Raw genomic sequence first — 20,033 nt, forward strand, 5'->3', positions numbered from 1 at the left:
TCGGCCTGGGGTCTGATCTCCCGGACCGCCCACGGACAATGAAGGGGCCGGCGATCGCCTTGGACGCGCAGCGGCCAGATCGCCGGCCCCGGCCCGCGCGGGAGCATACGATCCGCACCCCAGCGGACCCGCGTAAATGAATGATTTGATCTTTATTCCGGATAGCTCAGGCCGCGGTCAGCTTCCGCTGGGCGACGAGACGAGCGGTGAACGCGGCGGCATCCACCGGCCGACCCAGAAAATACCCTTGGCCTACCGTGTAGCCGAGTTTGCGCAGGCGGTCGGCCTGCTCCTGGTTCTCGATGCCCTCCGCCACGGTGTCCAGCCCGAGCGCGTCCGCGAGCTGCACCACCGCCCGGGCCACCGCCTGCCGGGCGTTGGCGGCGGCGCTGCCCTCCTCGTCCAGCTCGATGTTGTCGACGAACGACTTGTCCAGCTTGACGACCGCGGCCGGGAAGGCGCGCAGCAGGCTGAGCGAGGACTCGCCGGTGCCGAAGTCGTCGAGGGCCAGCCGCACGCCCATGTCGTGCAGTTCGTGCAGCACCTTGAGCACCTGATGGCCGCGCAGCACCGCGGATTCGGTCAGTTCCAGCACCAGCCGGTCGGCGGGCAGGCCGCTGTCGGCAAGCGCGGCGCGCACGTCGGCGACGAAGTCCGGGTCGTGCAGCTGGCGGACCGACACGTTGGGCGCCGCCTTCCACAGCACGTCCGGGCCGAACTCGGCGATCCACGCGGCGGCCTGCCGGCAGGTCTCGCGCAGCACCCAGCGGCCCAGCGGCACGATCAGGCCGGTGCGCTCGGCGGCCGGGATGAAGTCGGCCGGCGACACCATGCCGCGCTCCGGGTGGTTCCAGCGGACCAGCGCCTCCACGCCTATCGTCCGGCCGTCCACCAGGCTCACGATCGGCTGGTAGACCAGGGAGAACTCGCCGGCGTCCAGGGCCCGGCGCAGGTCGCCGCCGAGCTGGGCGGCGGCCTGGGCGGGCTTCTCCATGCCGGCCGCGTAGCGCACCCAGTTGGCCTTGCCGCGCTGCTTGGCGGTGTGCATCGCGGCGTCCGCGTCGCGCAGCACCTGGCTGGCCCGCGCGCCGGCCGGCGCCGTGGCACTGCCGGCGCTGGCCTGCACCAGCAACCGGTGCGCGCTGATCGGCACGGCGATCGCCGTCATGATCCGCTCGGCCACCGCGGCGTCCCCGCCCGGCGTGGTGATCAGCACCGCGAACTCGTCACCGGCCAGCCGGGCCGGCACGCCGTCGTCGCCGATCGCCCGGCGCAGCGTGTCAGCGAACGCGACCAGCAACTCGTCGCCGACGTCGTGGCCGAGCGAGTCGTTCACCGTGTTGAAGTCGTCCAGGTCGACCAGCAGCACGGTGGCGCCGGTGGTGGCCAGGGCCGCGTTCAGGCGCTCCCGGAACAGCGCCCGGTTGCCGAGGCCGGTCAGCGCGTCGTGGGTGGCCTCGTACTGCAGGCGGGCCTCGGAGGCCTCGCGCTCGCGCAGCAGCCGGGTGTTGTCCCGGTTGACCACCCACTGCCGGACCGAGACGAGCGTCGCGACCAGGGCGGCCACGCCGGCCACGATCCGGACCTCGTGGATGCCGTCACCCAGCGTCGTCGTGCCGAACAGCACGTGCGCGAGCGGCACGTCGGCGGCGACCATGGCCAGGTAGGGCAGCCAGGAGTCGGCGCGCGCCGGAGGACCGGCGGTGGCGTGCCGCTGGCGCAGCGCGGCCAGCGCGATCAGCAGCGGCACGATCGGCAGCAGCACGGACTGCGCGGAGATCGCGGCGTCGCCCGGGCGCAGCACCGCGAGTACCGCGAACGCGGCGGCGACCAGGCCGGTCCCGGCGACCAGCCGGACCGCGAGCCGGTCCAGCGGACCACCCGGGAGGTACGACACCTTGGTGACCGCGCCCGCCGCGAACAGGAACCCGCCGAGCACGGTGGCGAGCACTCCGGGACTCCATGGGTGCGACAGGGTCAGCATCGGGAAGATCCCGAAGTGCCAGAGCACCGCGGCGCAGCCGAGGAAGGCGATCGCCCGGTCCAGCCACTGCCGGCCGCGCTGGGCCCAGCCGGTCACCCCGAGCGGGACCGTGGCGACGGCGGCCATGGCGGCCAGCTGTCCGAGACCGATCAGCACCGACGCGCCCACCGGCATCGCCGGCATGGCCGGGTAGGCGGCGACGCCGGCCAGGCCCAGCCAGGCGTAACCGGCCGCCATCAGCCAGCCGGCCGTCTCCAGCAGCAGCCAGAACCGCCGTCCGGCCGGGGCCGGCCGGACGTCCCGGCGCAACGCGCGCAGGGCCAGGCCGGCGGCCAGCAGGCCGACGGGCATGAAGACGTAGCAGACGGTGGCGGGGCCGATCCGGGTGATTGACCAGCCGGCGAACCAGAGGACGCCGAGCAGGGCCGTCGCGCCGGTGACCGCGGCGTGACGTCCGGGGCGGGTCATCGGGCGAGTTCCCGGGAACGCTGTTTGTCGGCGTACATCCGCAGGTCGGCGGCGTGCAGCAGGTGGTCGGGCTGGTCCGCCGGGCCGGCCGCGACGCCGACGCTGGCGCCGACGGTGAGCCGCCGGCCGCCGATCTCGGCCGGCACCGCGAGCGCGGCGCGCAGCCGCTCGGCGATCCGTTCGGCCTCCTCGGCGCCGGCCCGGACCAGGACCGCGAACTCGTCGCCGCCCAGGCGGGCCGCCAGGTCACCGGCGTCGGTGCAGGCCAGCAGCTGCTCGGCGACGTGCCGCAGGACGGCGTCGCCGGTGGCATGCCCGTACGTGTCGTTGATCTGTTTGAACCCGTTCAGGTCGACGAGCAGCACCGCCACCTCGGCGGTGCCGGCCACGCCGATCCGGTCGGTGAACAGCCGCCGGTTGGCCAGTCCGGTCAGCGCGTCGTGCCCGGCCTGGAAGCGCAGCCGTTCGCGCAGCTCGCGCTCCTCGGTGACGTCCCGGGCGTTGATCACGATGCCGCCGATCCCGGGCTCCTCGACCAGGTTCACCGCGACCGCGGAGAGCCAGCGCCAGCTGTCGTCGTCGTGCTGCACCCGCATCTCGATGTGCCGCTTGGCCCCGGGGGTGGCGAACACCTCGGCGAGCTCGGCCTCGATCCGCGGGGCGTCGCCGGGGTGCATCAGGTCCAGCAGGTGCCGTCCCACGTAGTCGTGCAGGGAGCCGCCGATGATGCGTTCCACCGCCGGGTTCAGGTACTTGACCACGCCGTCGGTCCGGACGATGGCGGTGATCTCGGAGGCGTGCCGCAGCAGCGCCTCCTGCCGGCGCTCCCGGCGGCGGATCTCGGCGAGGCTCTCGTCGAGCCGGTCGAGCAGCCCGTTGTTCTCGGCCAGCGCGAGCAGCTGGCGCACCACCACCAGGGCCACGTTGAGCAGCAGGCCGGCCAGCGCGCCCCAGGCGGACAACCCGAGACCCTGGGTGAGCAGGGCGACCACCAGGATGATCGCGCAGAGCACGGTGCCCAGGTAGGGCAGCGAGCTGTACCGGCGGCCGGTGCCGGGATCCCGCCGGACCCGCTCGCCGCGGCCGGCCCGCATCTCCAGTAGCTGGATCCGCGGTGAGGCGACCATCAGCAGGCAGGGGCCGAGCACCAGCAGCGACGGGAAGATGACGCCGGCGATGTTGTCGGTGGGCAGCAGCGCGTTGCCGACCGCCTGGATCCCGGTGGCGACCACCACCGGGATCGCGGCCGGCATCACGATCGGGCTGGACCCGCTCATGCCGATCTTGACGGCCAGGAAGCCGCCGCAGAGCACCACGCCGCAGCCGAAGAACGCCGAGAGGTAGCCGGCCGGGCCGGCGTGCGTCATCCCGGACCTGGTGAGCAGGCACCAGATCAGCGCGCCGACGGCGGTGTTCACGATCGCCGCGTCCAGCAGCACCCGGATCCGGGTGCCGCGCGACCACATCCGGCTCGGGTGGAACAGCGCTGTCACGCAGAGCAGGACCACGCCGAGCACGCCGAGTGTGGTCTGCACCGGGAAGAAGGCGAAAACGTCCTGGTGTGGGTGCCTCAGGACGTAGACCAACTGGGCGCCGTCACCGGCGGCGAAGATCAGCCCGGCGGCGCCCATGGCGCGCCAGAAGCGGCGGCTGGGGCCGGTGAGGCTCGGCTCGCGCGCGACCCGCCGGGAGAGGGCGAACAGGGCGAGGTCGGTGAGCGGCGCCACCACCCAGCAGAGCAGCATCTTCTCGCGCGGGGTGCCCAGGTCGAGGGCGAAGAAGCCCAGCACGGCGGCGGAGATCACCGCGAGCGGGGCGAGCACCCGATCACGCCACACGCTGCCCACCCCCGGTCGCCATTCACCTCTGTTTGCAGCGATCGGCCTGAGATGCGCCTTTGTTAGGCTTTCCCGCCGATCCGGGTCCGGGCGCGGGGCGGCGCCGCCACGGTCGTCATACCGCCGTGACCGCTCGGTGAGCTGAACTTCGCCCGCGAGACATCGACATCCCTTTTGATTCAGCTTCATGAATCTGTTAACCAGGGGTACGGTCGCCGGGCTGCTGCTGGTCACCACGCTGGCCACGCCGGCCCGGGCGGCGGCGGGCACCGCCGAACTGGCGCTGCGCTGGGCGCCGATCCACTACCAGGACGTGGACGCGACAGGCACGCACGCGCTCGGCGGCAAGTCCGACTACCTCGCCCGGTACGACTTCGACGGCAACCTGAACGGCCGGGACAACTGGGACCACGCCGGGCAGGACACCGCGGCGCACGTCTACTACTCGGTGGTCGAGACGTCGACGCACTGGTACCTGACGTACTTCTTCTTCCACCCCCGGGACTGGGTGGACCACCCGTTCTTCGAGACCGAGCACGAGAACGACGGCGAGGGCGTGCTGGAGATCGTGGAGAAGGACGGTTCGGCGTACGGGCGGCTGCGCGGCGCGGTCACCGTGGCGCACAGCGACTTCTACTCGTACACCCCGGCCGGCAGCACCTGGACCTCGGGCGGCGAGACCGTCGACGGGACGCTGCGCACGCAGTCGTCGCCGCACGACGGGTTCCAGCACCCGGTCACCGCGCAGGAGGCGAAGGGGCACGGGCTGAAGGCGTACCCGCAGTACACCATCGACGGGGACGGGATCGTCTACTACCCGTCGACGGTGGCCGAGACGCCGTCCAGCACCAACGACCGGGACGTCCAGTACCAGCTGGTGGACATTCTCGCGGCCGGCGGGATGTGGGCGCAGCGCACCAACGGCACGCTGTTCGCGGCGCTGGGCACGTTCGCCGGGGACACCACCGGCGGCTGCGGCACCGGCACGTTCGGGTGCGGCACCGACTCGGCGAACGCGCCGTGGGGCTGGGACGACGGGAACGACGTGCCGGCCCGCGGGGAGATCGCCACGGATCCGGCGAAGCTGGCCGCGGCGTACTTCACCGTGCCGGAGTCGCTGTCCAGGACGGACACCGTCAACGGGTACGCCGTGGCGGCGGCCGCGCTGCGCGAGGCCGCCGCCTCCCTTCCCCGGACGGTCGACTGACCTCAGGCGGCGGGGGTCTCCTCGGCCGGCTGGGAGGTCTCCGAGGGCGAGTCGTCCGGCGCGGGCGACTCGCCCTCGGCGGGAGCGGCCTCGGTGGGGGCGGCCGACGGCTCGTCCGACGGCTCGGCGCCCGGGGTCGACGCCGACGGGGCCGGGGTCGGCGCGGGCGAGGTCGACGCCGACGGGGCCGGTGTGGGCTTGACCACCTTGCCGGACGCCTCGACCTTCGTCGCGGTGTAGACCGCGTCGACGTACGTACCGGACACCGTGATCTGGTAGCCGGCGGCGAGCGCCGACACCGCCACCTTCTTGCCGTTCAGCAGCACCCGGGCCGTCGACGGCACACCGATGGTGACGGTGCGGCCCTTCACGTCCCTGGTGCCGCCCTTGACCGCGACGGTGACCGAGGTGGCGTCGGCTTTGGTCACCTTGCCGGAGGCGGTGAAGGCGACCTTGACCTTCTTCACCGGCGCCGGCTTGACCGGGGCCTTCTTGTGCGAGGAGGGCGCCGCCGACGGCTTGGCGGCATAGGCGGCCACACCGGTGGAGGCGACGGGGAGGGTGACGGCCGCGGCCATGGCCACGACGGCGGCGAGACGACGCATACGCATTGTGAGGAACTCCTGACCGTTCTCTTGGGGAGTTCTAGATTCGGCGGCGGCGGTTGCCGGCGGGTGTGCCCGCCGGGTGCGGATCGGTTGCCGGTTGACACGCGGGCCCGGACTGGGCGAATGTTCCGGCATGCACGAAGTTTGGCCGGCGCCGGGTGCCCTGCTGGTCTCGCGGTACCGCCTTGTCACCTTGCTGGAGACCGGCGGGATGGCGCAGGTCTGGCGGGCCACCGACGAGCTGCTCGATCGGCCGGTCGCCGTCAAACTGCCGGCCGGTGACATCCGGGCCGCGCACCTGGCCTGGCGGGAGGCCCGGCTCGCGGCGCGCCTGTCGCACCCCGGCATCGCGGCCGTGCACGACTACCGGGAGGCGGTCCGGCCGGACGGCTCGGTGGTCCCGTTCGTGGTGATGGAGCTGCTGGCCGGCGAGACCGTGGCGGCCCGGCTCTGCGACGGCCCGGTGCCGTGGCCGGCCGCCGCCGCGGTGGGCGCCGCCGTGGCCGGCGCCCTGGCCGCCGCGCACGCCGCCGGGGTGGTGCACCGGGACATCAAGCCGGGCAACGTGATGCTCTGCGAGGGCGGCGTGAAGCTGCTCGACTTCGGGATCAGCGCGACCGCCGGCGAGCCGGACGACGACGACACCGGGGCGACGTTCGGGACTCCGGCGTACGCCGCGCCGGAACGCCTGGACGGCAAGCCCGCCGAGCCCGCCACCGACCTGTACGGCCTGGGCGTCCTGCTCTTCGAGATGGTCGCCGGGGAGCCGCCGTACAGTGTGGACACCTGGGAGGAGCTGGCGATCGCCCGGCAGGCGGGCCCGGCCCGGCTGCCCGAGGCCCTGCCCGAGCCGCTGGTCGACCTGATCCACCGCTGCCTGGACGACGATCCGGAGCGCCGCCCGTCCGCCGCCGAGGCGTGGAAAGTGCTCGCCGAGCTGGCCCCGTCGCAGGACAAGAGGTCGCCGACCGTCCCGCTGCCCGGTGCCCGGCCCGCCGGGCACGCCCGGGTGCCCACGGTCGGCCTGCACGGCCGGGTCGCCCGGGGTCGCAAGATCGCCGTGGGTGCGGCGCTGGGCGCCACGGCTGTCGCGTTCCTGGCCCTGGTGCACGTGGTCAGCCAGTCCGGCGAGGACCTGGCCGAGCCGCCGGCCCCGAGCCCACCCTCGGTCGCCCCGTCGACGGTGACGACCACCACGCCGGCGCCGAGGAAGACGACCACGTCGCCCTCCCCCGAGGCCACCACGCTGACCGTCGACGCGGCACTGGACCGGGTGACTGCCGCTGTCGAGCAGGGTGAGCGATCCGGCGCGATCCGCCCGGACGTGGCCCAGGACTTCCGCAACATCCTCGGCCAGCTCGCCACCGAGGACGATCCGGACATCCAGGAGAAGGTCACGCTGCTGCGCAAGAAGGTCCGGCAGCGGCTCGGCGAGGGCGCGCTCACCGCCGCCCAGGCCGCCGTGCTCCAGGACCGCCTGACCGATCTGGGTCAGGCGGGGGCGTGAGGCCGCGGGTCCGGTCCGGACCCGCTCCGGCTTCCGGACCGCCGCTTTCCGGTACGCCCGGAGTCGTCCCGGATCAGGCCGAGCCGCGCAGGATCAGCCGGGTCGGCATCACCGTCTCGTGCTCGGTCGGCTCGTCCCCGTCCAGTTTCGCCAGCAGCAGCCGGACCATCTCCTGGCCCATCTGCTCCACCGGCTGGAAGACGCTGGTCAGCGGCGGATCGGTGTGCCGCGCGATGACCGAGTCGTCGAAGCCGACCACCGCCACGTCCTCCGGCACCCGGCGACCCGCCCGGCGCAGCACCCGCAGCGCGCCGGCCGCCATCATGTCCGAGGCCGCGAACACCGCGTCCAGCTGCGGATAGTTGGTGAGCAGCCACTCCATCGCCATCGCGCCGCTGATCTCGCCGAAGTCACCGGCCGCCGCCGGGCCGTCGCCGACCACGTCGCGATATCCCTGGTAACGGGCCACGCCGGGCGCGGTGTCCATCGGGCCGGTGATCGTCGCGATGCAGCGCCGGCCCTGCTCGCGCAGGTAGGCGACGGCGGACCGGGCGCCGCCGCGGTTGTCCGCGTCGACGAAGCTGACCGGGCCGGGATGCGCCGGGCGGCCGGCCCGGACGGTCGGCAGGCCACGCTCCTCCAGGACCGCCGGCAGCGGGTCGTCGCCGTGCACCGAGAGCAGCAGGGCGCCGTCCACGTGCTGCCGGGTCAGATAACCCTCCAGCTGGCGGCGCTCCTCCGGGGCCTGCGCGATCATCAGAACCATCTGCAGGTTGCGCGCGACCAGCACCGACGACACCGACTGGACGATCCGCCCGAAGAACGGCTCGGCGAAGAACCGCTCACCCGACTCGAAGACCACGAGCGCTATCGAATCGGTTCGCTGGGTGACCAGAGCCCGCGCGGCACGGTTCGGCACATAGCCCAGCTCGTCGATGGCGTCCTGCACCGCTTTGCGGGCTTTCGGACTGACCTGGGCCGAGCCGTTCACCACCCGGGAGACGGTGCCCCGGCCGACGCCGGCCCGGGAAGCGACCTCTTCCAAGGTCGGCCGCCCGGCCGAGCGGTTGCTGTGATCCCTCATCGCCAGCCGTCCTTTCCACGAAACCGGCTGGAGACAAGGTACAACCGCCACACCGCCGGGCCGCTGATTCTAGTGGTCGACTTTCGGACCACGGGAGCGCTCTCGGTCCGCGGTGGCGCAATCCTTGCGGTAGCGGTCGTCACCGCCACTTCCCGATCCGGTGTCCCGCCCGGCACAGTGATGGGCATGCGGGGACATACAGTGGCAATGCTTCTCCTTCCGCGGACCGCGCCGCTCGACGTCGGCATTCCCGCGCAGGTCTTCGCACCACGGCACGGACTCGACTACCGGATGATCCCGTGCGCGGCGCAACCCGGCCTGCAGCCCGGCCGTGACGGCCTCAGCTTCCACGTCGAGGCCGGGCTGGAAGCGGTGGCCGAGGCCGACACCGTCATCGTGCCCGGCTTCACCGACCCGACCGGCCCGGTCGAGCCCCGGGTGCTCGAGGCGCTGCGCGACGCGGCGTTCCGCGGCGCCCGGATCGTCTCCATCTGCACCGGCGCGTTCGCCCTGGCCGCGGCCGGCCTGCTGGACGGCAGGCGGGCGACCACGCACTGGTTGCAGGCCGCCACGCTGGCCGAGAAGTACCCCAAGGTGATCGTCGACGGCCGGGTGCTCTTCGTCGACGAGGGACAGATCCTGACGTCGGCGGGGGTGGCCGCGGGGATCGACCTCTGCCTGCACCTGGTCCGGCGCGACCACGGCGTCCAGGCGTCGAACGCGGTCGCCCGGGTGCTCGTCGCCGCGCCGTACCGCAGCGGTGGCCAGTCGCAGTACGTGCCGCGCACCATCCCGGAGCCGCTCGGCGACGTCTTCGCCGCGACCCGGGAGTGGGCGCTGCGGCACCTGGAGGAACCGCTGACGGTCACCGCGCTGGCCCGGCACGCCGGGGTGTCGGCGCGCACGTTCGGCCGGCGGTTCGTCGAGGACACCGGGTACACGCCGATGCAGTGGGTGCTGCGCGCCCGCGTCGACCTGGCCCGGGAGCTGCTGGAACGTACCGATCTCGGGGTCGACCAGATCGCCGCGCGGGTCGGCGTCGGCACCGGGGCCAACCTGCGCATGCACTTCCAGCGGATCCTGCGCACCTCGCCCAGCGAGTACCGGAAGGCCTTTGGCGGAAACCTTGCGCGGCCTGACTCTCGGCCACCTGCTCCGCGGTCCGTCGCCTGGGCAGGCTTATCGGCATGACAACTCCAGTCGGTACCACCCGGGTCGCCATCAACGGTTTCGGACGCATCGGCCGCAACGTCCTGCGGGCGGCCGCCCGCAGCGACGTCGAGATCGTCGCGATCAACGACCTCACCGACCCGGGCACGCTGGCCCACCTGCTGCGCTACGACAGCTCGCTGGGCCGCTTCGACGGCAGCGTCGAGGCGCACGAGGACCACCTGATCGTGAACGGCCGGCGGATCGAGGTGACCGCCATCCGGACCCCGGCCGAGCTGCCCTGGAAGGACCTCGGCGTGGACGTCGCCCTGGAATCGACGGGCCGCTTCACCGCCGCTGACGACGCGCGCGCCCACCTGGCCGCCGGCGCCCGCAAGGTCCTGGTCGGCGCGCCGTCCAAGGGCGCCGACCTGACCATCGCCTACGGCCTGAACCACGGCGACTACGACCCGGCCGTGCACGACGTGGTCTCGAACGCCTCGTGCACCACCAACGGCCTGGCCCCGATCGCCTCGGTCCTGGACGACCTGGCCACCATCGAGACCGGCTCGATGACCACCATCCACGCCTACACCCAGGAGCAGAACCTCCAGGACGGTCCGCACCGCGACCTGCGCCGGGCCCGCGCCGCCGCGCTGAACATCGCGCCGACCACCACCGGCGCCGCCACCGCCATCGGCCTGGTCCTGCCCCGGCTGGCCGGCAGGCTCACCGGTTACTCGGTCCGCGTCCCGGTCCCGGTCGGCTCGCTGGTCGAGCTGAACGCCGTGGTCGAGCGCCCGGTCACCGCCGAGGAGATCAACAGCGCGTTCGAGGCGGCGGCGGGTGGCCCGCTGCGCGGCGTGCTGGAGTACTCGGCGGACCCGCTGGTCTCCACCGACATCACCGGCAACCCGGCATCGTCGATCTTCGACTCGCTGCTGACCGCGGCCAACGGGCGGCTGGTCAAGGTGGTGGCCTGGTACGACAACGAGTGGGGCTTCGCCAACCGCGTGGTCGACACGCTCACCCTGCTCGGCCGCTGACCCCCGCGGCTGGTCCTGGTGGTGCTCTCCCGGGGCCTGAGACCACCCCCAGCACCAGCCCAGCACCTGCGGCTGGTGGTGGGAGTGGTGTCCCGGGGCCTGAGACCACCCCCAGCACCAGCCCGGCACCTGCGGCTGGTGGTGGGAGTGGTGTCCCGGGGCCTGAGACCACCCCCAGCACCAGCCCGGCACCTGCGGCTGGTCGTGGGAGTGGTCTCCCGGGCGCCGAGACCACCACCAGGACCAGCCCGGGAACCTCGGCGAACCGGGGCGCGGCGGTTGTCTCTATGCTGTGCGGATGGCGGTCACCCTGGCAGATGTCGCCCGGCTGGCCGGGGTCTCCCCCGCCACCGTCTCCCGCGTGATCAACGACAGCGCCAAGAAGGTCGCGCCCGAGCTGCGCGAGCGGGTCCTGGCCGCCGTCGCCGAGCTGCACTACGTGCCGAACGCGCACGCGCAGAACGTCGCCCGCCCCCGCAAGTCAGCGGTCGGGGTGATCGTGCACGACGTGTCCGACCCGTACTTCGCCGAGATCACCCGCGGGTTGCAGCGGCAGGCCGCGGCGCACGACCGGCTCCTGGTGATCTGCAACAGCTACCGGGAGCCGGAGCGGGAGCTGGCCTATGTGGCGCTGCTGCGGGCCCAGCAGGTGCACGCGCTGATCCTGGCCGGCTCGGGCTATCACGACGACGCGTTCACCGCGCGGCTGAACGGCGAGCTGAACGCGTACCAGCAGGGCGGCGGCCGGGTCGCGGTGATCGGGCGGCACGAGCTGGTCGGCAGCGCGGTGCTCCCGGCGAACGAGGCCGGCGCCTACCAGCTGGCCTGCCGGGTGCTCGGCCTCGGCCACCAGCGGATCGGGGTGATCGCCGGGCCGCGGGCGCTGACCACCACCACCGACCGGCTCTCCGGTGTCCGCCGCGCCGCCGGCGAGCTGGGGGTGCCGCTGCCCCCGGAGCAGATCGTCTACGCCGACTTCACCCGCGACGGGGGCGCCGTCGCGGCCGCCGAGCTGCTCGCCGCGGCGCCCGGCCTGACCGCCATCCTGGCGCTCAACGATTCGATGGCGGTGGGCACCCTGGCCACCCTGCGCGAGCGCGGTGTCGCGGTGCCCGAGCAGATCTCGGTGACCGGTTTCGACGACATGCCGATCGCCCGGGACGTGACCCCGGCGCTGACCACGGTCCGGTTGCCGCTGGTCGACATGGGCGAGCGGGCGATGGCCCTGGCCCTGGGCGACGACCCGGGCCCGGTGTCCGAGCCCGCCCACGCCGAGATCATCTGGCGTGCCAGCTGCGCCGCGCCACCCCGCTAGTCGAGCAGCCACACCGTCAGTGCCGTGCCGTAAGGCGTGGCGGCCAACAGCAGCAACCCCAGCCAGACCGCGCTGAGCACGGCGAGCCGTGCCGTGCCGCGCCGGTCACCCGAGCGAACCGCGTGCACCAGCGTCGCCAGGCCGAAGAGGACCATCGCGATCCCGATCGGGTAGACCAGCCAGGCGATCAGCCGGCACACCCCGAGGATCCAGACGAGCGGGTTCCACAGCGAGTCCGGCCCGATGTCCATCGACGCTTTCGGATCGTCCAGTCGCCCCAGCCCGGGGTGCAGGAGCGCGCCGAGGTCGTCGGCGCGCACGGCCGCCAGGACCAGGATGCCGAAGCTGCCGATTAGGTACGCCACCAGCAGCACCAGTTGCACCCACACGACCACCCGTCCGGTCGTGGTGGCGCCCCGGCGAACGGGATAGACATCAGTCACCCGGGCAATCTACCCGCGATCACGCCGCTGGTGGGCCCGCCGGCGTACCGAAAAGGCCGAAGCGGTCCCGGGCAGCCGGGACCGCTCCGCCGGCGGCGGATCTCACGCCGGGGCGCTCTCCGCGGCCTGGTCCTCGATGATCGTCTTGATCCGGTCGGCGCGGGTCTGGCTCTTGACGCCGGTCACCGCCGTCACCCGGTACCTGGTGAGCCTCCCGGTGGTGCGCAGGTGCTCGTGCAGCTGCGGGCCGAACTGCTCGACGATCTCCTCGTCGCTCGGGCCGCGACCACCCTGCGGGCGGGGCAGCAGGTGCTGCCAGGGCTGGTCGCCGCCGGTCGGCTGGCCGCCGAGCGCGGAGAGGTAGTCGCTGACGAACTCGCGGATCGTCTCGTCGTCCAGCCGGGGCACGCTCGGCGCCAGCATCATCGCCAGCTCCCGCGGGTCGGTGACGTCGCTGCCCTCCATCTCCTCGATCAGCGCGGCCCGCAGCTCCTCGATCGCCGCCATCCAGGCCGGCGAGCCGACCGGCGCGGTGACCGGGTCCGGCAGCAGGTCGCGCCACGGGAAGGCGGCGTCGCCGGGCTCGCCGTTCATCTCCCGGACGTAGTCGTTGACGAACGAGCGGACCACGCCCTCGCCCAGGTCCGGCACGCGCGGGGCCAGCGTGCGGACCAGCTCGGCAACCCGGGTGTAGGTCATCTCGGACAGGTTGTCGGCGGTGATCTCGTCGGCGACCAGGCGGCTGAGCCGCTCGACGGCGAGCCGCCACCACGGGGAGCCGACGATGTTCACGGCGCGCTGGGCGCCGGTCGGGGTGGCCGCCCAGGAGGGCAGGCCGCCACCGTTGGTGCCGTTGCCGTTGGCACCGTTGCCGTTGCCGTTGGCGCCGTTGCCGTTGCCGTTGGTGCCGTTGCCGTTCGCCTGCGGGACCGGGGTCGTGGCGAGGAACGGGCGCGGCGCGGCGGCGGCCGGGATCGAGCCCAGCACCGCGGGCACCGCGCCGGGCACCGTCGCCTCCTCCTCGGGCCGGCGCGGGGCCGGGACCGGAGCCGCCGGCGCCACGGGCGCCACGGGCGCCACCGGAGCCGTCGCCTCCGGAGCCGGCATGCCGAGCATCTCCTCCGGGGTCACCGCCGCCGCCAGGCGCTCGCCCAGCGACGGCGTCTCCGCCGTCGAGTTCACCAGCGCGGCGAGCTTCGCCACTGTCGGCCGGACCGGCACGTCCTCGATGACCGGCGCCGGCGGCACGAACTGCACCGGCGGCGCGGTCCGCAGCGGCGCGGTGGCCGGCTCGTCGACAGTGGCGGCCGCCACCGGTGCCGGCGCGGCGATCACCGGCGTGGCCGGCCGGGCGTCGGCCGGGATCAGCAGGTCCATCACCCGCTGGATCCGGGCCAGCTGCCCGATCACCTCGTCCACCACCGGCTCACCGGCGGTCCGGGCGTCCTTCAGCAGCCGGTTGCGCCACCACGACCTCGGCCAGCGGGCCGAACTGACCCGGTGGTGGTTGACCACCATCCGGCGGACCTGCCGCTCGGCGGCCATCCGGGTCAGGTCCGGGTCGTCGTCCGGGATCAGCCAGCCCCACCGCTCGGCGAGCCGCCGCGGGCTGTAGGCGAACCGGCCGCGCCGGACCCGCTGCCCGGCCGCGGTCAGCGCCGCCCACCACATCAGGAAGATCACGCAGGGCACCGCGAGTCGCAGCAGCTTCTCGGTGCCGGTGACCGCGTTGCTGGCCACGATGATGCCGGAGACGGCAGCGATCAGCGCCGCGATCCACAGCATCGGGCCGGGGTGGCCGGGCGTCTCGATCTTGCCGTCCGGCCCGTAGACCGACGTGTTGCGGTACTGCTCGGCGGCGAGCGAGGTGGCGGTCAGGAAGCAGATCTCGAAGACCGCGAAGACCAGGATCGCGAACACCTTGGGCAGGTGCAGCTGCTCGGTCGCGATCACCCACATGCCCTCGGCGTTGAGCAGCAACGCCAGGTTCATGCTGAACGACAGCGCGATCGGGCGCAGCGGCTTGCCGGACCGTTTCGCCCAGATCGCGAAGCTGATCAGCAGGACCACGCCGAGCAGGCCGCCGGCCAGGGAGACCAGGGCGGCGTAGTCCTGCCAGAGGTTGGCCAACTGATCGTTGAACTGCTTCATACGGGGAGGCCCTTCATCGGAACCGGAAGATACGCGTCGAGTGCGGCAGCGATCAGCGCGGACCGGTTGCCGGCGGTGTGCCGGCCGGCCAGCCCGTCGATCACGGCGAGGTTCTCCGGGTTCGGCCGGATCGACACCTGCACCTGGTCCTCCAGGTGCTGGCGCCGGCCGGAACGCTGGGCCACGAAAAGACCGTCCTCGGCCATCGGGGTGCCGGTGAGCTCGGCGAGGCGGGGGTGCGTGTCGTTCAGCGCGTCGAACACGATCTGCGTGTGTGACCGCCCGGTCGCGGCCGCGTGCGCCCGGAGCCGGGACCGCAGGCTGACCGCGAGATAGACCACCACGCTGCTTCCGGTGATCGTGCGTGCGCTGCCCGGCACGGCGGACCCTCCTCGTCGTCGGGGCATTCTTGCTGGCGCGGATTTCTATCACGTAACCGCCCGGCACGCGAAAAGGCCAGCTACCGCAGTGCTATCCGATAGCTGCCGGTAAGCGATCTCCCCTGATCGGGTTACTCGCCGCGCTCGGCCCGGCGCTGCACGAAGTCCGCCCACCGTGGATCCTGCTCGCCCCGTCCCGGTCCACCGAAATCGAGCGGGTCCATCCGCGACACCAGGACGGCCGCGGTGAGCAGCACGCCCAGCGCCACGACGCCGAGCACCGCGTCGACCAGCGGGAACCAGCCGGCCAGCGGGAACGCGTCGAGACCGGCCTGCGCCTCGGCCACCCGGGTGAGGTCCGGCAGCAGCGCGTCGGTCTGATCGGAGACCTCGCCCGGGACGCTGCTGAGGCCGATCATCATGCCACTCCCGGCCAGCGCCCCGATCCGCCACCAGCAGGCGCACGCCAGGGCACCCATCAGCGCGGCCGTCGCCGCGTACACCCAGAGGAGCGCGGCGGACCGCCGGACCGCCGATGGCACTCGCCGTCTCATCGCTCTCCCGGCATCGATGTCGATCATGATCGCTGGGAGCATAGTGTCCGGACACGGCGAAGGGGCCCCGGAGGGCCCCTTCCGTTCGTTACCGGATCACTTGTTGAGCGAGCAGGTGGAGAGACCCTCGGCGTTCAGGTTCGGCTTCGCGGCGGTCCGCCCGATCGCGGTCTCCATCCGGTTGATCGTCGAGAACCGCTTGTCCTTCAGCGGGCCGAGGATCGCGTTCTGGATGAAGTTCGGACCACCCTGGCCGACGGAGCTGGCCAGCCGCTTGTTCGCCTCCTGGATCTGGGTGTCCAGCAGCGCCAGGTTCCGGTCGATCTCGGCCTGCGCGGACGCCGGGATCGCCACGTTGATCTTCACGGCCGGGCAGTTCACGGTCGGCGCGTTGGCGGCCACCTCGGCCGGGTCCTGGGTCCGCACCGTGGTCTGCTCCGGCGCCGCGTTGCCGCCGCCGTTCGCGTTCAGGGTGCACGGCGACAGGCCCTCGGCGTTCAGGTCCGGCTTGGCCGCGGCCCGGCCGATAGCCGTTTCCATCCGGTTGATGGCCGCGAACCGCTTACCCTGCAGCGGGCCGAGAATCGCATTCTGAATGAAGTTCTTGCCGCCCTGGCCGACCGTGTCGGCGATCCGCTTGTTCGCTTCCTGGATCTGGGTGTTCAGCAGCGCGAGATTCCGCTCGATCTCGGCCTTGGCCGATGCCGGAACGGCCGGAAGCTTGTCGCCGACCGTCGGGCAGTTCACCGTCGGCAGGCCCTGCGCCGCACCATTTCCGGTCGCCGCGCCATTCCCGTTCGCCGCCGCGGTCGCCGCGGCCACCGCCGTCGGTTCCGGCGCCGCATTGCCGCCGCCCTTCTGGTTCAGCGCACAGGTGGCGAGCGAGTCGACCGGCAGATTCGGCTTGGCCGCGGACCGCCCGATGGAAATGGCGATCCGGTCGATCGTCGAGGCCCGCTTGTCCTTCAGCGGCCCGAGGATCGCGTTCTGGATGAAGTTCGGACCGCCCTGCCCGACGGACGTGGCGAGCCGCTTGTTCGCCTCCTGGATCTGGGTGTTCAGCAGCGCCAGGTTCCGCTCGACCTCGGCCTTGGCCTTGGCCGGGATGGCCGGCAGCTGCGGCGCGACCTGCGGACAGTTGACCGTCGGCACGGCCTCCGAGGTCGCCGCGTTCGCCACACCGAGCCCCACACCGGCCAGGGCCACCGCCACGCCCGCGATGCCGGCCACCCGCCAGCGCCGGACCTGGGATCCTCCCGCGTTACTCCGGTAGCTCCGGTACCGCTTCATGTGTGTCGCCCTCCTGCTCGAACCGCGTTCTCATCCCGTCCTTACGGGAACGCTCCCACTCCGGATCGAACTAAAGGAAAACTTAAGGAACCGCCCGCTGCTTTATTAAGGTGCCACTTATCAAGATCATGACTGACCAGGGACATTTATCAGACTCACAGGAAGCTTTCCAAAAACCCTTTCCGGTACGCCGGCCCCCCATCACAACCGCAAGCGACCGTCCCGTGACCACACGCGATCACCGCTCCACCCAAGACCCGCTCGGCGACCGCCGGGCGGAATCCGTGGTGGCGGTTCACAGCCGGAATCCGCCGCATTTCTCGCGCCCCCCTTTCCCCGATGGTCGTGTGCCAGACTCGGCCACCATGAACCTGCCTCCGGAGGTACGCGCGCTCACCCGGACCCGTCTCGACGCGGAGTCCGCCGACTGGTACCTGGGCCAGGCCCGCCCCTCGATCGCCTACCAGGTGGCCGACGAGGGCTGGAGCGCGATCGGCGGCGATCCCGCGGTGGCCGCCTTCGACTGGCCGGAGTACCAGGGCGAGCCCATGCTGATGCTGGCGCAGATCGACTGCGCCGAGGCGGCCACCCTGCTCGGCGACGCCTGGCCGTTCCCGGAGCGGGGCCGCCTGCTGTTCTTCCACGACGACGACTTCCGCGCACCCTGGCCCGGCCCGGCCGGCGACGACGGCTGCCACGTCCGGCACGTCGCCACCACCCCGGTCGCCCCACTGCCGGACCGCCGCCGCACCATCCCGGTCCTCCCCCTGGACCCCACCCCGCAGGCCACCCTCCCCGGCTGGGAGGACGGCCTCGACCTCGCCGCCCACGTCACCGACCCGCGCGAGTTGAGCCACCTCCAGGAGGAACTCCGCCCGCTGCTACCCACGCCGAGCCACCGCCTCCTCGGCCACCACGACAAGCGCGCCACCCCGGTCCCCGGACACCGTCCCCTGCTCCAGGTCGCCGCCGAGGAGGGCACCGCCTGGGGCGAGGTGGTAGCCGTCACCTTCTGGATCCCGGAGGCCGACCTGTCCACCGCCACCCTCACCGACGTCCGCCGCACCTACGAGGTCGCCTGACCCGTGCACTCCCGCCAGGCGACCCGACCCGCGCGGCGGCGGCATGCGACCCGTGACCGCCGATGGCCGGAGCGTCGCACGGCTGGCTCGACCAGTGGCGCGGGACCGGGCACGCGGGACGACGGGAAAGCGGTCCAGTCAGGAGGAGCCATCGGGGTAGTAGAGGCCCAGGGCGAGGGCGACGGCGGCGAGCGGAAGCGGCAGGAGCCATTCCAGGGAGCCGGTGCCGTGGTCCGGGTCGAAGGCGGTGACGTGCTCGATCCAGGCGGGGAGCAGTGCTGCCACGAACATCAGCACAGCGCCGCTCACGGCCAGGATCAACCGGACGCGGGTCCGGCGGGCGGGACGGGGCGGGTGCACGCGGTCGCTCCTCATGCGGAAACGGTTCGCGCGATCGGGGGCCGTTGTCAATGCCGATGCCGCTGACGTGACAATCGCGTCCGCCGCCGGGGCACCGGATCGAGGGCCGGCCGCCGGGGCGGCGGGCACGGCACGGGTGAACCGGCGGCCGGGAAACGTGACGCCGGCCGCCCGCCCCGGAGAAGAGGCCGGGGCGGGCGGGTGCTCAGGGCGTACGCGAAAGGGTTATTTCAGACTGAGGCGGCCCGCCCCGGACTGGGCATCGACCACAGCGGGCACCTGGGCGGTCGGCGTGAGCGGGCCGGGCCGCAGCACCGGGGTCCACCCCGCGTCCGCGGCCAGGTCCGGGTCATGGGTGGCGTTGTACTCGGCCAGCAGGTTCACCTCGGTGATCTTGCCGGTGCCGACCCGGGTGAGGGTGCCCTTCTCGGTCATCCCGGCGCCGCCCCAGTCGTGGACGACGGCGTCGAGCGGGATGTCGGCGCTGCGCAGGAAGAAGTTGTTCTCCGCGTAGATCGCCGAGTGGACGCCGACACCCCAGGAGTACTGGTAGGTGTCCTCGTCGGTGGCGTAGTAGTAGTTGTCGTAGACGTCGACCTGTCCGAATCGGACACGCGGGACGCGCTGGCCGGTGTTGGCGAATTTGTTGTGGTGGATCGTGACGCGCAGCTTGCCGACGTCCGCGCCGACCGTGTTGGTGGAGCCGATCAGCATCGTCTTGTCGTGTTCCTGGAAGACGTTGTACGAGATCGTCACCAGGTCGGAGGCCCGGATCACGTCGAGCGCGCCGTCGTGCACCTGGTACGGACGCCCGTAGTACAGCGGCTGGTCCGCGTCCACGTTGTCGCCGTCGCTGAACGTGTTGTGGTCCGCCCAGACATGGGTGGACCCGGTCAGCGTGATCAGGTCGTAGGCGGAGTTCCAGTTGCCGGCCGCGCCGTCGGTCGGGTCCCAGAGCGGGAAGCAGTCGGCGGCGTCCTCCAGCCGCAGATTGCGGATGATCACGTTGTCGGCACCCGACACCAGCAGGTTCAGCCCGACCAGCCGGGCGTTTGCCAGGCCGAGGATGGTCGTGTTCGACGGCACCTTGAGCTGGACGTCGGCGGCCTGGTTCTTGGCGGACCGGACCCGGGCGTCCTCGAGGGGACCGGTCGGCTTGGTGGTCACCCCCTGGTAGGCGGCGAGGAAGGCGTCGAGCGAGTACGCCGGGTCGGCGTAGGAGGCGCAGTCGCCGTCGGGCCGGAGGGTGCCGGCGACCAGCACGATCCGCGGCGCGGTGTCGGCCGGGTCGAGGGCGGCGGCGAGTTCGTCACGGGTACGGACCAGGTGGACGTGAGCGGCGTCAGCGGCCGCGCCGCCGGTGGTGCCGGACGCCCAGCCGTCGTCGACCGGGAGGACGTCGCGGGCGGCGGCCGGGACGGGGCCGGGCGCGGCCGAGGCGGGGACGGTGGCGACGCCGGCGAGGAGGAGGCCGAACGTCGCCGCGAGAGCGGTTCTTCGGGGCATGGGTCACTCCAAAAGCGACACAAAATCGGATTTATAGGGCACCGGACGGCCGTGCGGGATC

Annotated in this window: 17 protein-coding genes; 6 read left to right on the forward strand and 11 right to left on the reverse strand. The window is 72.6% G+C overall.

Annotation, left to right across the window (positions count from 1 at the left end; genetic code table 11):
- Nucleotides 1-166: 166 nt before the first annotated feature.
- Both Actob_RS29600 and Actob_RS29605 read right to left on the reverse strand, forming a co-directional pair.
- Nucleotides 167-2,452, reverse strand: coding sequence for a putative bifunctional diguanylate cyclase/phosphodiesterase (locus Actob_RS29600; protein ID WP_284915129.1), 2,286 nt, complete (start codon nucleotides 2,450-2,452; stop codon nucleotides 167-169).
- Complete coding sequence (locus Actob_RS29605; RefSeq protein ID WP_284915130.1) at nucleotides 2,449-4,290, reverse strand: GGDEF domain-containing protein; 1,842 nt, start codon at nucleotides 4,288-4,290, stop codon at nucleotides 2,449-2,451. Before Actob_RS29605 ends, Actob_RS29600 begins: the two co-directional genes overlap by 4 nt.
- Nucleotides 4,291-4,477: 187 nt before the next feature.
- Here Actob_RS29605 and Actob_RS29610 point away from each other — a divergent pair, with 187 nt between their 5' ends.
- The gene (locus Actob_RS29610) at nucleotides 4,478-5,497 is read left to right on the forward strand and encodes a hypothetical protein (RefSeq protein ID WP_284915131.1); all 1,020 of its coding nucleotides are present in this window, start codon (nucleotides 4,478-4,480) and stop codon (nucleotides 5,495-5,497) included.
- A gap of 2 nt (nucleotides 5,498-5,499) precedes the next feature.
- On the opposite strand, the gene Actob_RS29615 is transcribed toward Actob_RS29610, so the two are convergent.
- Nucleotides 5,500-6,108, reverse strand: a complete 609-nt coding sequence (locus tag Actob_RS29615; protein ID WP_284915132.1) for a hypothetical protein — start codon at nucleotides 6,106-6,108, stop codon at nucleotides 5,500-5,502.
- A 130-nt stretch (nucleotides 6,109-6,238) separates the two neighbouring features.
- On the opposite strand from Actob_RS29615, the gene Actob_RS29620 reads away from it, so the two are divergent.
- Nucleotides 6,239-7,612 carry a serine/threonine-protein kinase gene (locus tag Actob_RS29620; RefSeq protein ID WP_284915133.1) on the forward strand — a complete coding sequence of 458 codons (1,374 nt, stop codon included), beginning with the start codon at nucleotides 6,239-6,241 and terminating at the stop codon, nucleotides 7,610-7,612.
- A gap of 73 nt (nucleotides 7,613-7,685) precedes the next feature.
- Here Actob_RS29620 and Actob_RS29625 read toward each other — a convergent pair whose 3' ends face one another.
- On the reverse strand, nucleotides 7,686-8,696 hold the full coding sequence (locus tag Actob_RS29625) for a LacI family DNA-binding transcriptional regulator (protein WP_284915134.1): 1,011 nt from the start codon (nucleotides 8,694-8,696) through the stop codon (nucleotides 7,686-7,688).
- Between the two features lie 207 nt (nucleotides 8,697-8,903).
- Between Actob_RS29625 and Actob_RS29630 the strand changes: the two genes are divergently transcribed.
- The 3 genes from Actob_RS29630 (at nucleotide 8,904) to Actob_RS29640 (ending at nucleotide 12,206) form a co-directional block, all read left to right on the forward strand.
- Complete coding sequence (locus Actob_RS29630) at nucleotides 8,904-9,887, forward strand: GlxA family transcriptional regulator (protein WP_284915135.1); 984 nt, start codon at nucleotides 8,904-8,906, stop codon at nucleotides 9,885-9,887.
- Nucleotides 9,884-10,891: a type I glyceraldehyde-3-phosphate dehydrogenase gene (gene gap, locus Actob_RS29635; RefSeq protein ID WP_284915136.1), complete on the forward strand. Its 1,008-nt coding sequence runs from the start codon at nucleotides 9,884-9,886 to the stop codon at nucleotides 10,889-10,891. Before Actob_RS29630 ends, gap begins: the two co-directional genes overlap by 4 nt.
- A gap of 298 nt (nucleotides 10,892-11,189) precedes the next feature.
- Nucleotides 11,190-12,206 (forward strand): LacI family DNA-binding transcriptional regulator, encoded by a 1,017-nt coding sequence (locus Actob_RS29640; RefSeq protein WP_284915137.1) that lies wholly within the window; start codon nucleotides 11,190-11,192, stop codon nucleotides 12,204-12,206.
- On the opposite strand, the gene Actob_RS29645 is transcribed toward Actob_RS29640, so the two are convergent.
- The 5 genes from Actob_RS29645 to Actob_RS29665 form a co-directional block, all read right to left on the reverse strand.
- Nucleotides 12,203-12,649 (reverse strand): hypothetical protein, encoded by a 447-nt coding sequence (locus tag Actob_RS29645; RefSeq protein WP_284915138.1) that lies wholly within the window; start codon nucleotides 12,647-12,649, stop codon nucleotides 12,203-12,205. The genes Actob_RS29640 and Actob_RS29645 overlap by 4 nt on opposite strands.
- Nucleotides 12,650-12,751: 102 nt before the next feature.
- Nucleotides 12,752-14,800, reverse strand: a complete 2,049-nt coding sequence (locus tag Actob_RS29650; RefSeq protein ID WP_284915139.1) for an MFS transporter — start codon at nucleotides 14,798-14,800, stop codon at nucleotides 12,752-12,754.
- Complete coding sequence (locus Actob_RS29655) at nucleotides 14,797-15,180, reverse strand: hypothetical protein (protein ID WP_284915140.1); 384 nt, start codon at nucleotides 15,178-15,180, stop codon at nucleotides 14,797-14,799. Before Actob_RS29655 ends, Actob_RS29650 begins: the two co-directional genes overlap by 4 nt.
- Before the next feature lie 131 nt (nucleotides 15,181-15,311).
- On the reverse strand, nucleotides 15,312-15,734 hold the full coding sequence (locus tag Actob_RS29660) for a hypothetical protein (RefSeq protein ID WP_284915141.1): 423 nt from the start codon (nucleotides 15,732-15,734) through the stop codon (nucleotides 15,312-15,314).
- A gap of 96 nt (nucleotides 15,735-15,830) precedes the next feature.
- Complete coding sequence (locus tag Actob_RS29665; protein ID WP_284915142.1) at nucleotides 15,831-17,024, reverse strand: hypothetical protein; 1,194 nt, start codon at nucleotides 17,022-17,024, stop codon at nucleotides 15,831-15,833.
- A 365-nt stretch (nucleotides 17,025-17,389) separates the two neighbouring features.
- Between Actob_RS29665 and Actob_RS29670 the strand changes: the two genes are divergently transcribed.
- Nucleotides 17,390-18,106 carry a DUF1963 domain-containing protein gene (locus Actob_RS29670; protein ID WP_284915143.1) on the forward strand — a complete coding sequence of 239 codons (717 nt, stop codon included), beginning with the start codon at nucleotides 17,390-17,392 and terminating at the stop codon, nucleotides 18,104-18,106.
- 138 nt (nucleotides 18,107-18,244) lie between these two features.
- Here the strand turns inward: Actob_RS29670 and Actob_RS29675 are convergent, their stop codons facing one another.
- Both Actob_RS29675 and Actob_RS29680 read right to left on the reverse strand, forming a co-directional pair.
- Nucleotides 18,245-18,481: a hypothetical protein gene (locus Actob_RS29675; protein WP_284915144.1), complete on the reverse strand. Its 237-nt coding sequence runs from the start codon at nucleotides 18,479-18,481 to the stop codon at nucleotides 18,245-18,247.
- A gap of 210 nt (nucleotides 18,482-18,691) precedes the next feature.
- Nucleotides 18,692-19,972 carry a pectate lyase family protein gene (locus tag Actob_RS29680; RefSeq protein ID WP_284915145.1) on the reverse strand — a complete coding sequence of 427 codons (1,281 nt, stop codon included), beginning with the start codon at nucleotides 19,970-19,972 and terminating at the stop codon, nucleotides 18,692-18,694.
- Nucleotides 19,973-20,033: the final 61 nt, after the last annotated feature.

This window comes from Actinoplanes oblitus (genome assembly GCF_030252345.1).
Taxonomy (GTDB): Bacteria; Actinomycetota; Actinomycetes; order Mycobacteriales; family Micromonosporaceae; genus Actinoplanes; species Actinoplanes oblitus.

Excerpts from the sequence above, each read along its gene's own strand:
- Actob_RS29675 (WP_284915144.1), bottom strand. The coding sequence starts at position 18,481 with ATGAGGAGCGACCGCGTGCACCCGCCCCGTCCCGCCCGCCGGACCCGC.
- Actob_RS29670 (WP_284915143.1), top strand. The coding sequence starts at position 17,390 with ATGAACCTGCCTCCGGAGGTACGCGCGCTCACCCGGACCCGTCTCGAC.
- Actob_RS29625 (WP_284915134.1), bottom strand. The coding sequence starts at position 8,696 with ATGAGGGATCACAGCAACCGCTCGGCCGGGCGGCCGACCTTGGAAGAG.
- Actob_RS29610 (WP_284915131.1), top strand. The coding sequence starts at position 4,478 with ATGAATCTGTTAACCAGGGGTACGGTCGCCGGGCTGCTGCTGGTCACC.
- Actob_RS29640 (WP_284915137.1), top strand. The coding sequence starts at position 11,190 with ATGGCGGTCACCCTGGCAGATGTCGCCCGGCTGGCCGGGGTCTCCCCC.
- Actob_RS29680 (WP_284915145.1), bottom strand. The coding sequence starts at position 19,972 with ATGCCCCGAAGAACCGCTCTCGCGGCGACGTTCGGCCTCCTCCTCGCC.
- Actob_RS29600 (WP_284915129.1), bottom strand. The coding sequence starts at position 2,452 with ATGACCCGCCCCGGACGTCACGCCGCGGTCACCGGCGCGACGGCCCTG.
- Actob_RS29650 (WP_284915139.1), bottom strand. The coding sequence starts at position 14,800 with ATGAAGCAGTTCAACGATCAGTTGGCCAACCTCTGGCAGGACTACGCC.
- gap (WP_284915136.1), top strand. The coding sequence starts at position 9,884 with ATGACAACTCCAGTCGGTACCACCCGGGTCGCCATCAACGGTTTCGGA.
- Actob_RS29665 (WP_284915142.1), bottom strand. The coding sequence starts at position 17,024 with ATGAAGCGGTACCGGAGCTACCGGAGTAACGCGGGAGGATCCCAGGTC.
- Actob_RS29615 (WP_284915132.1), bottom strand. The coding sequence starts at position 6,108 with ATGCGTATGCGTCGTCTCGCCGCCGTCGTGGCCATGGCCGCGGCCGTC.
- Actob_RS29620 (WP_284915133.1), top strand. The coding sequence starts at position 6,239 with ATGCACGAAGTTTGGCCGGCGCCGGGTGCCCTGCTGGTCTCGCGGTAC.
- Actob_RS29660 (WP_284915141.1), bottom strand. The coding sequence starts at position 15,734 with ATGAGACGGCGAGTGCCATCGGCGGTCCGGCGGTCCGCCGCGCTCCTC.
- Actob_RS29630 (WP_284915135.1), top strand. The coding sequence starts at position 8,904 with ATGCTTCTCCTTCCGCGGACCGCGCCGCTCGACGTCGGCATTCCCGCG.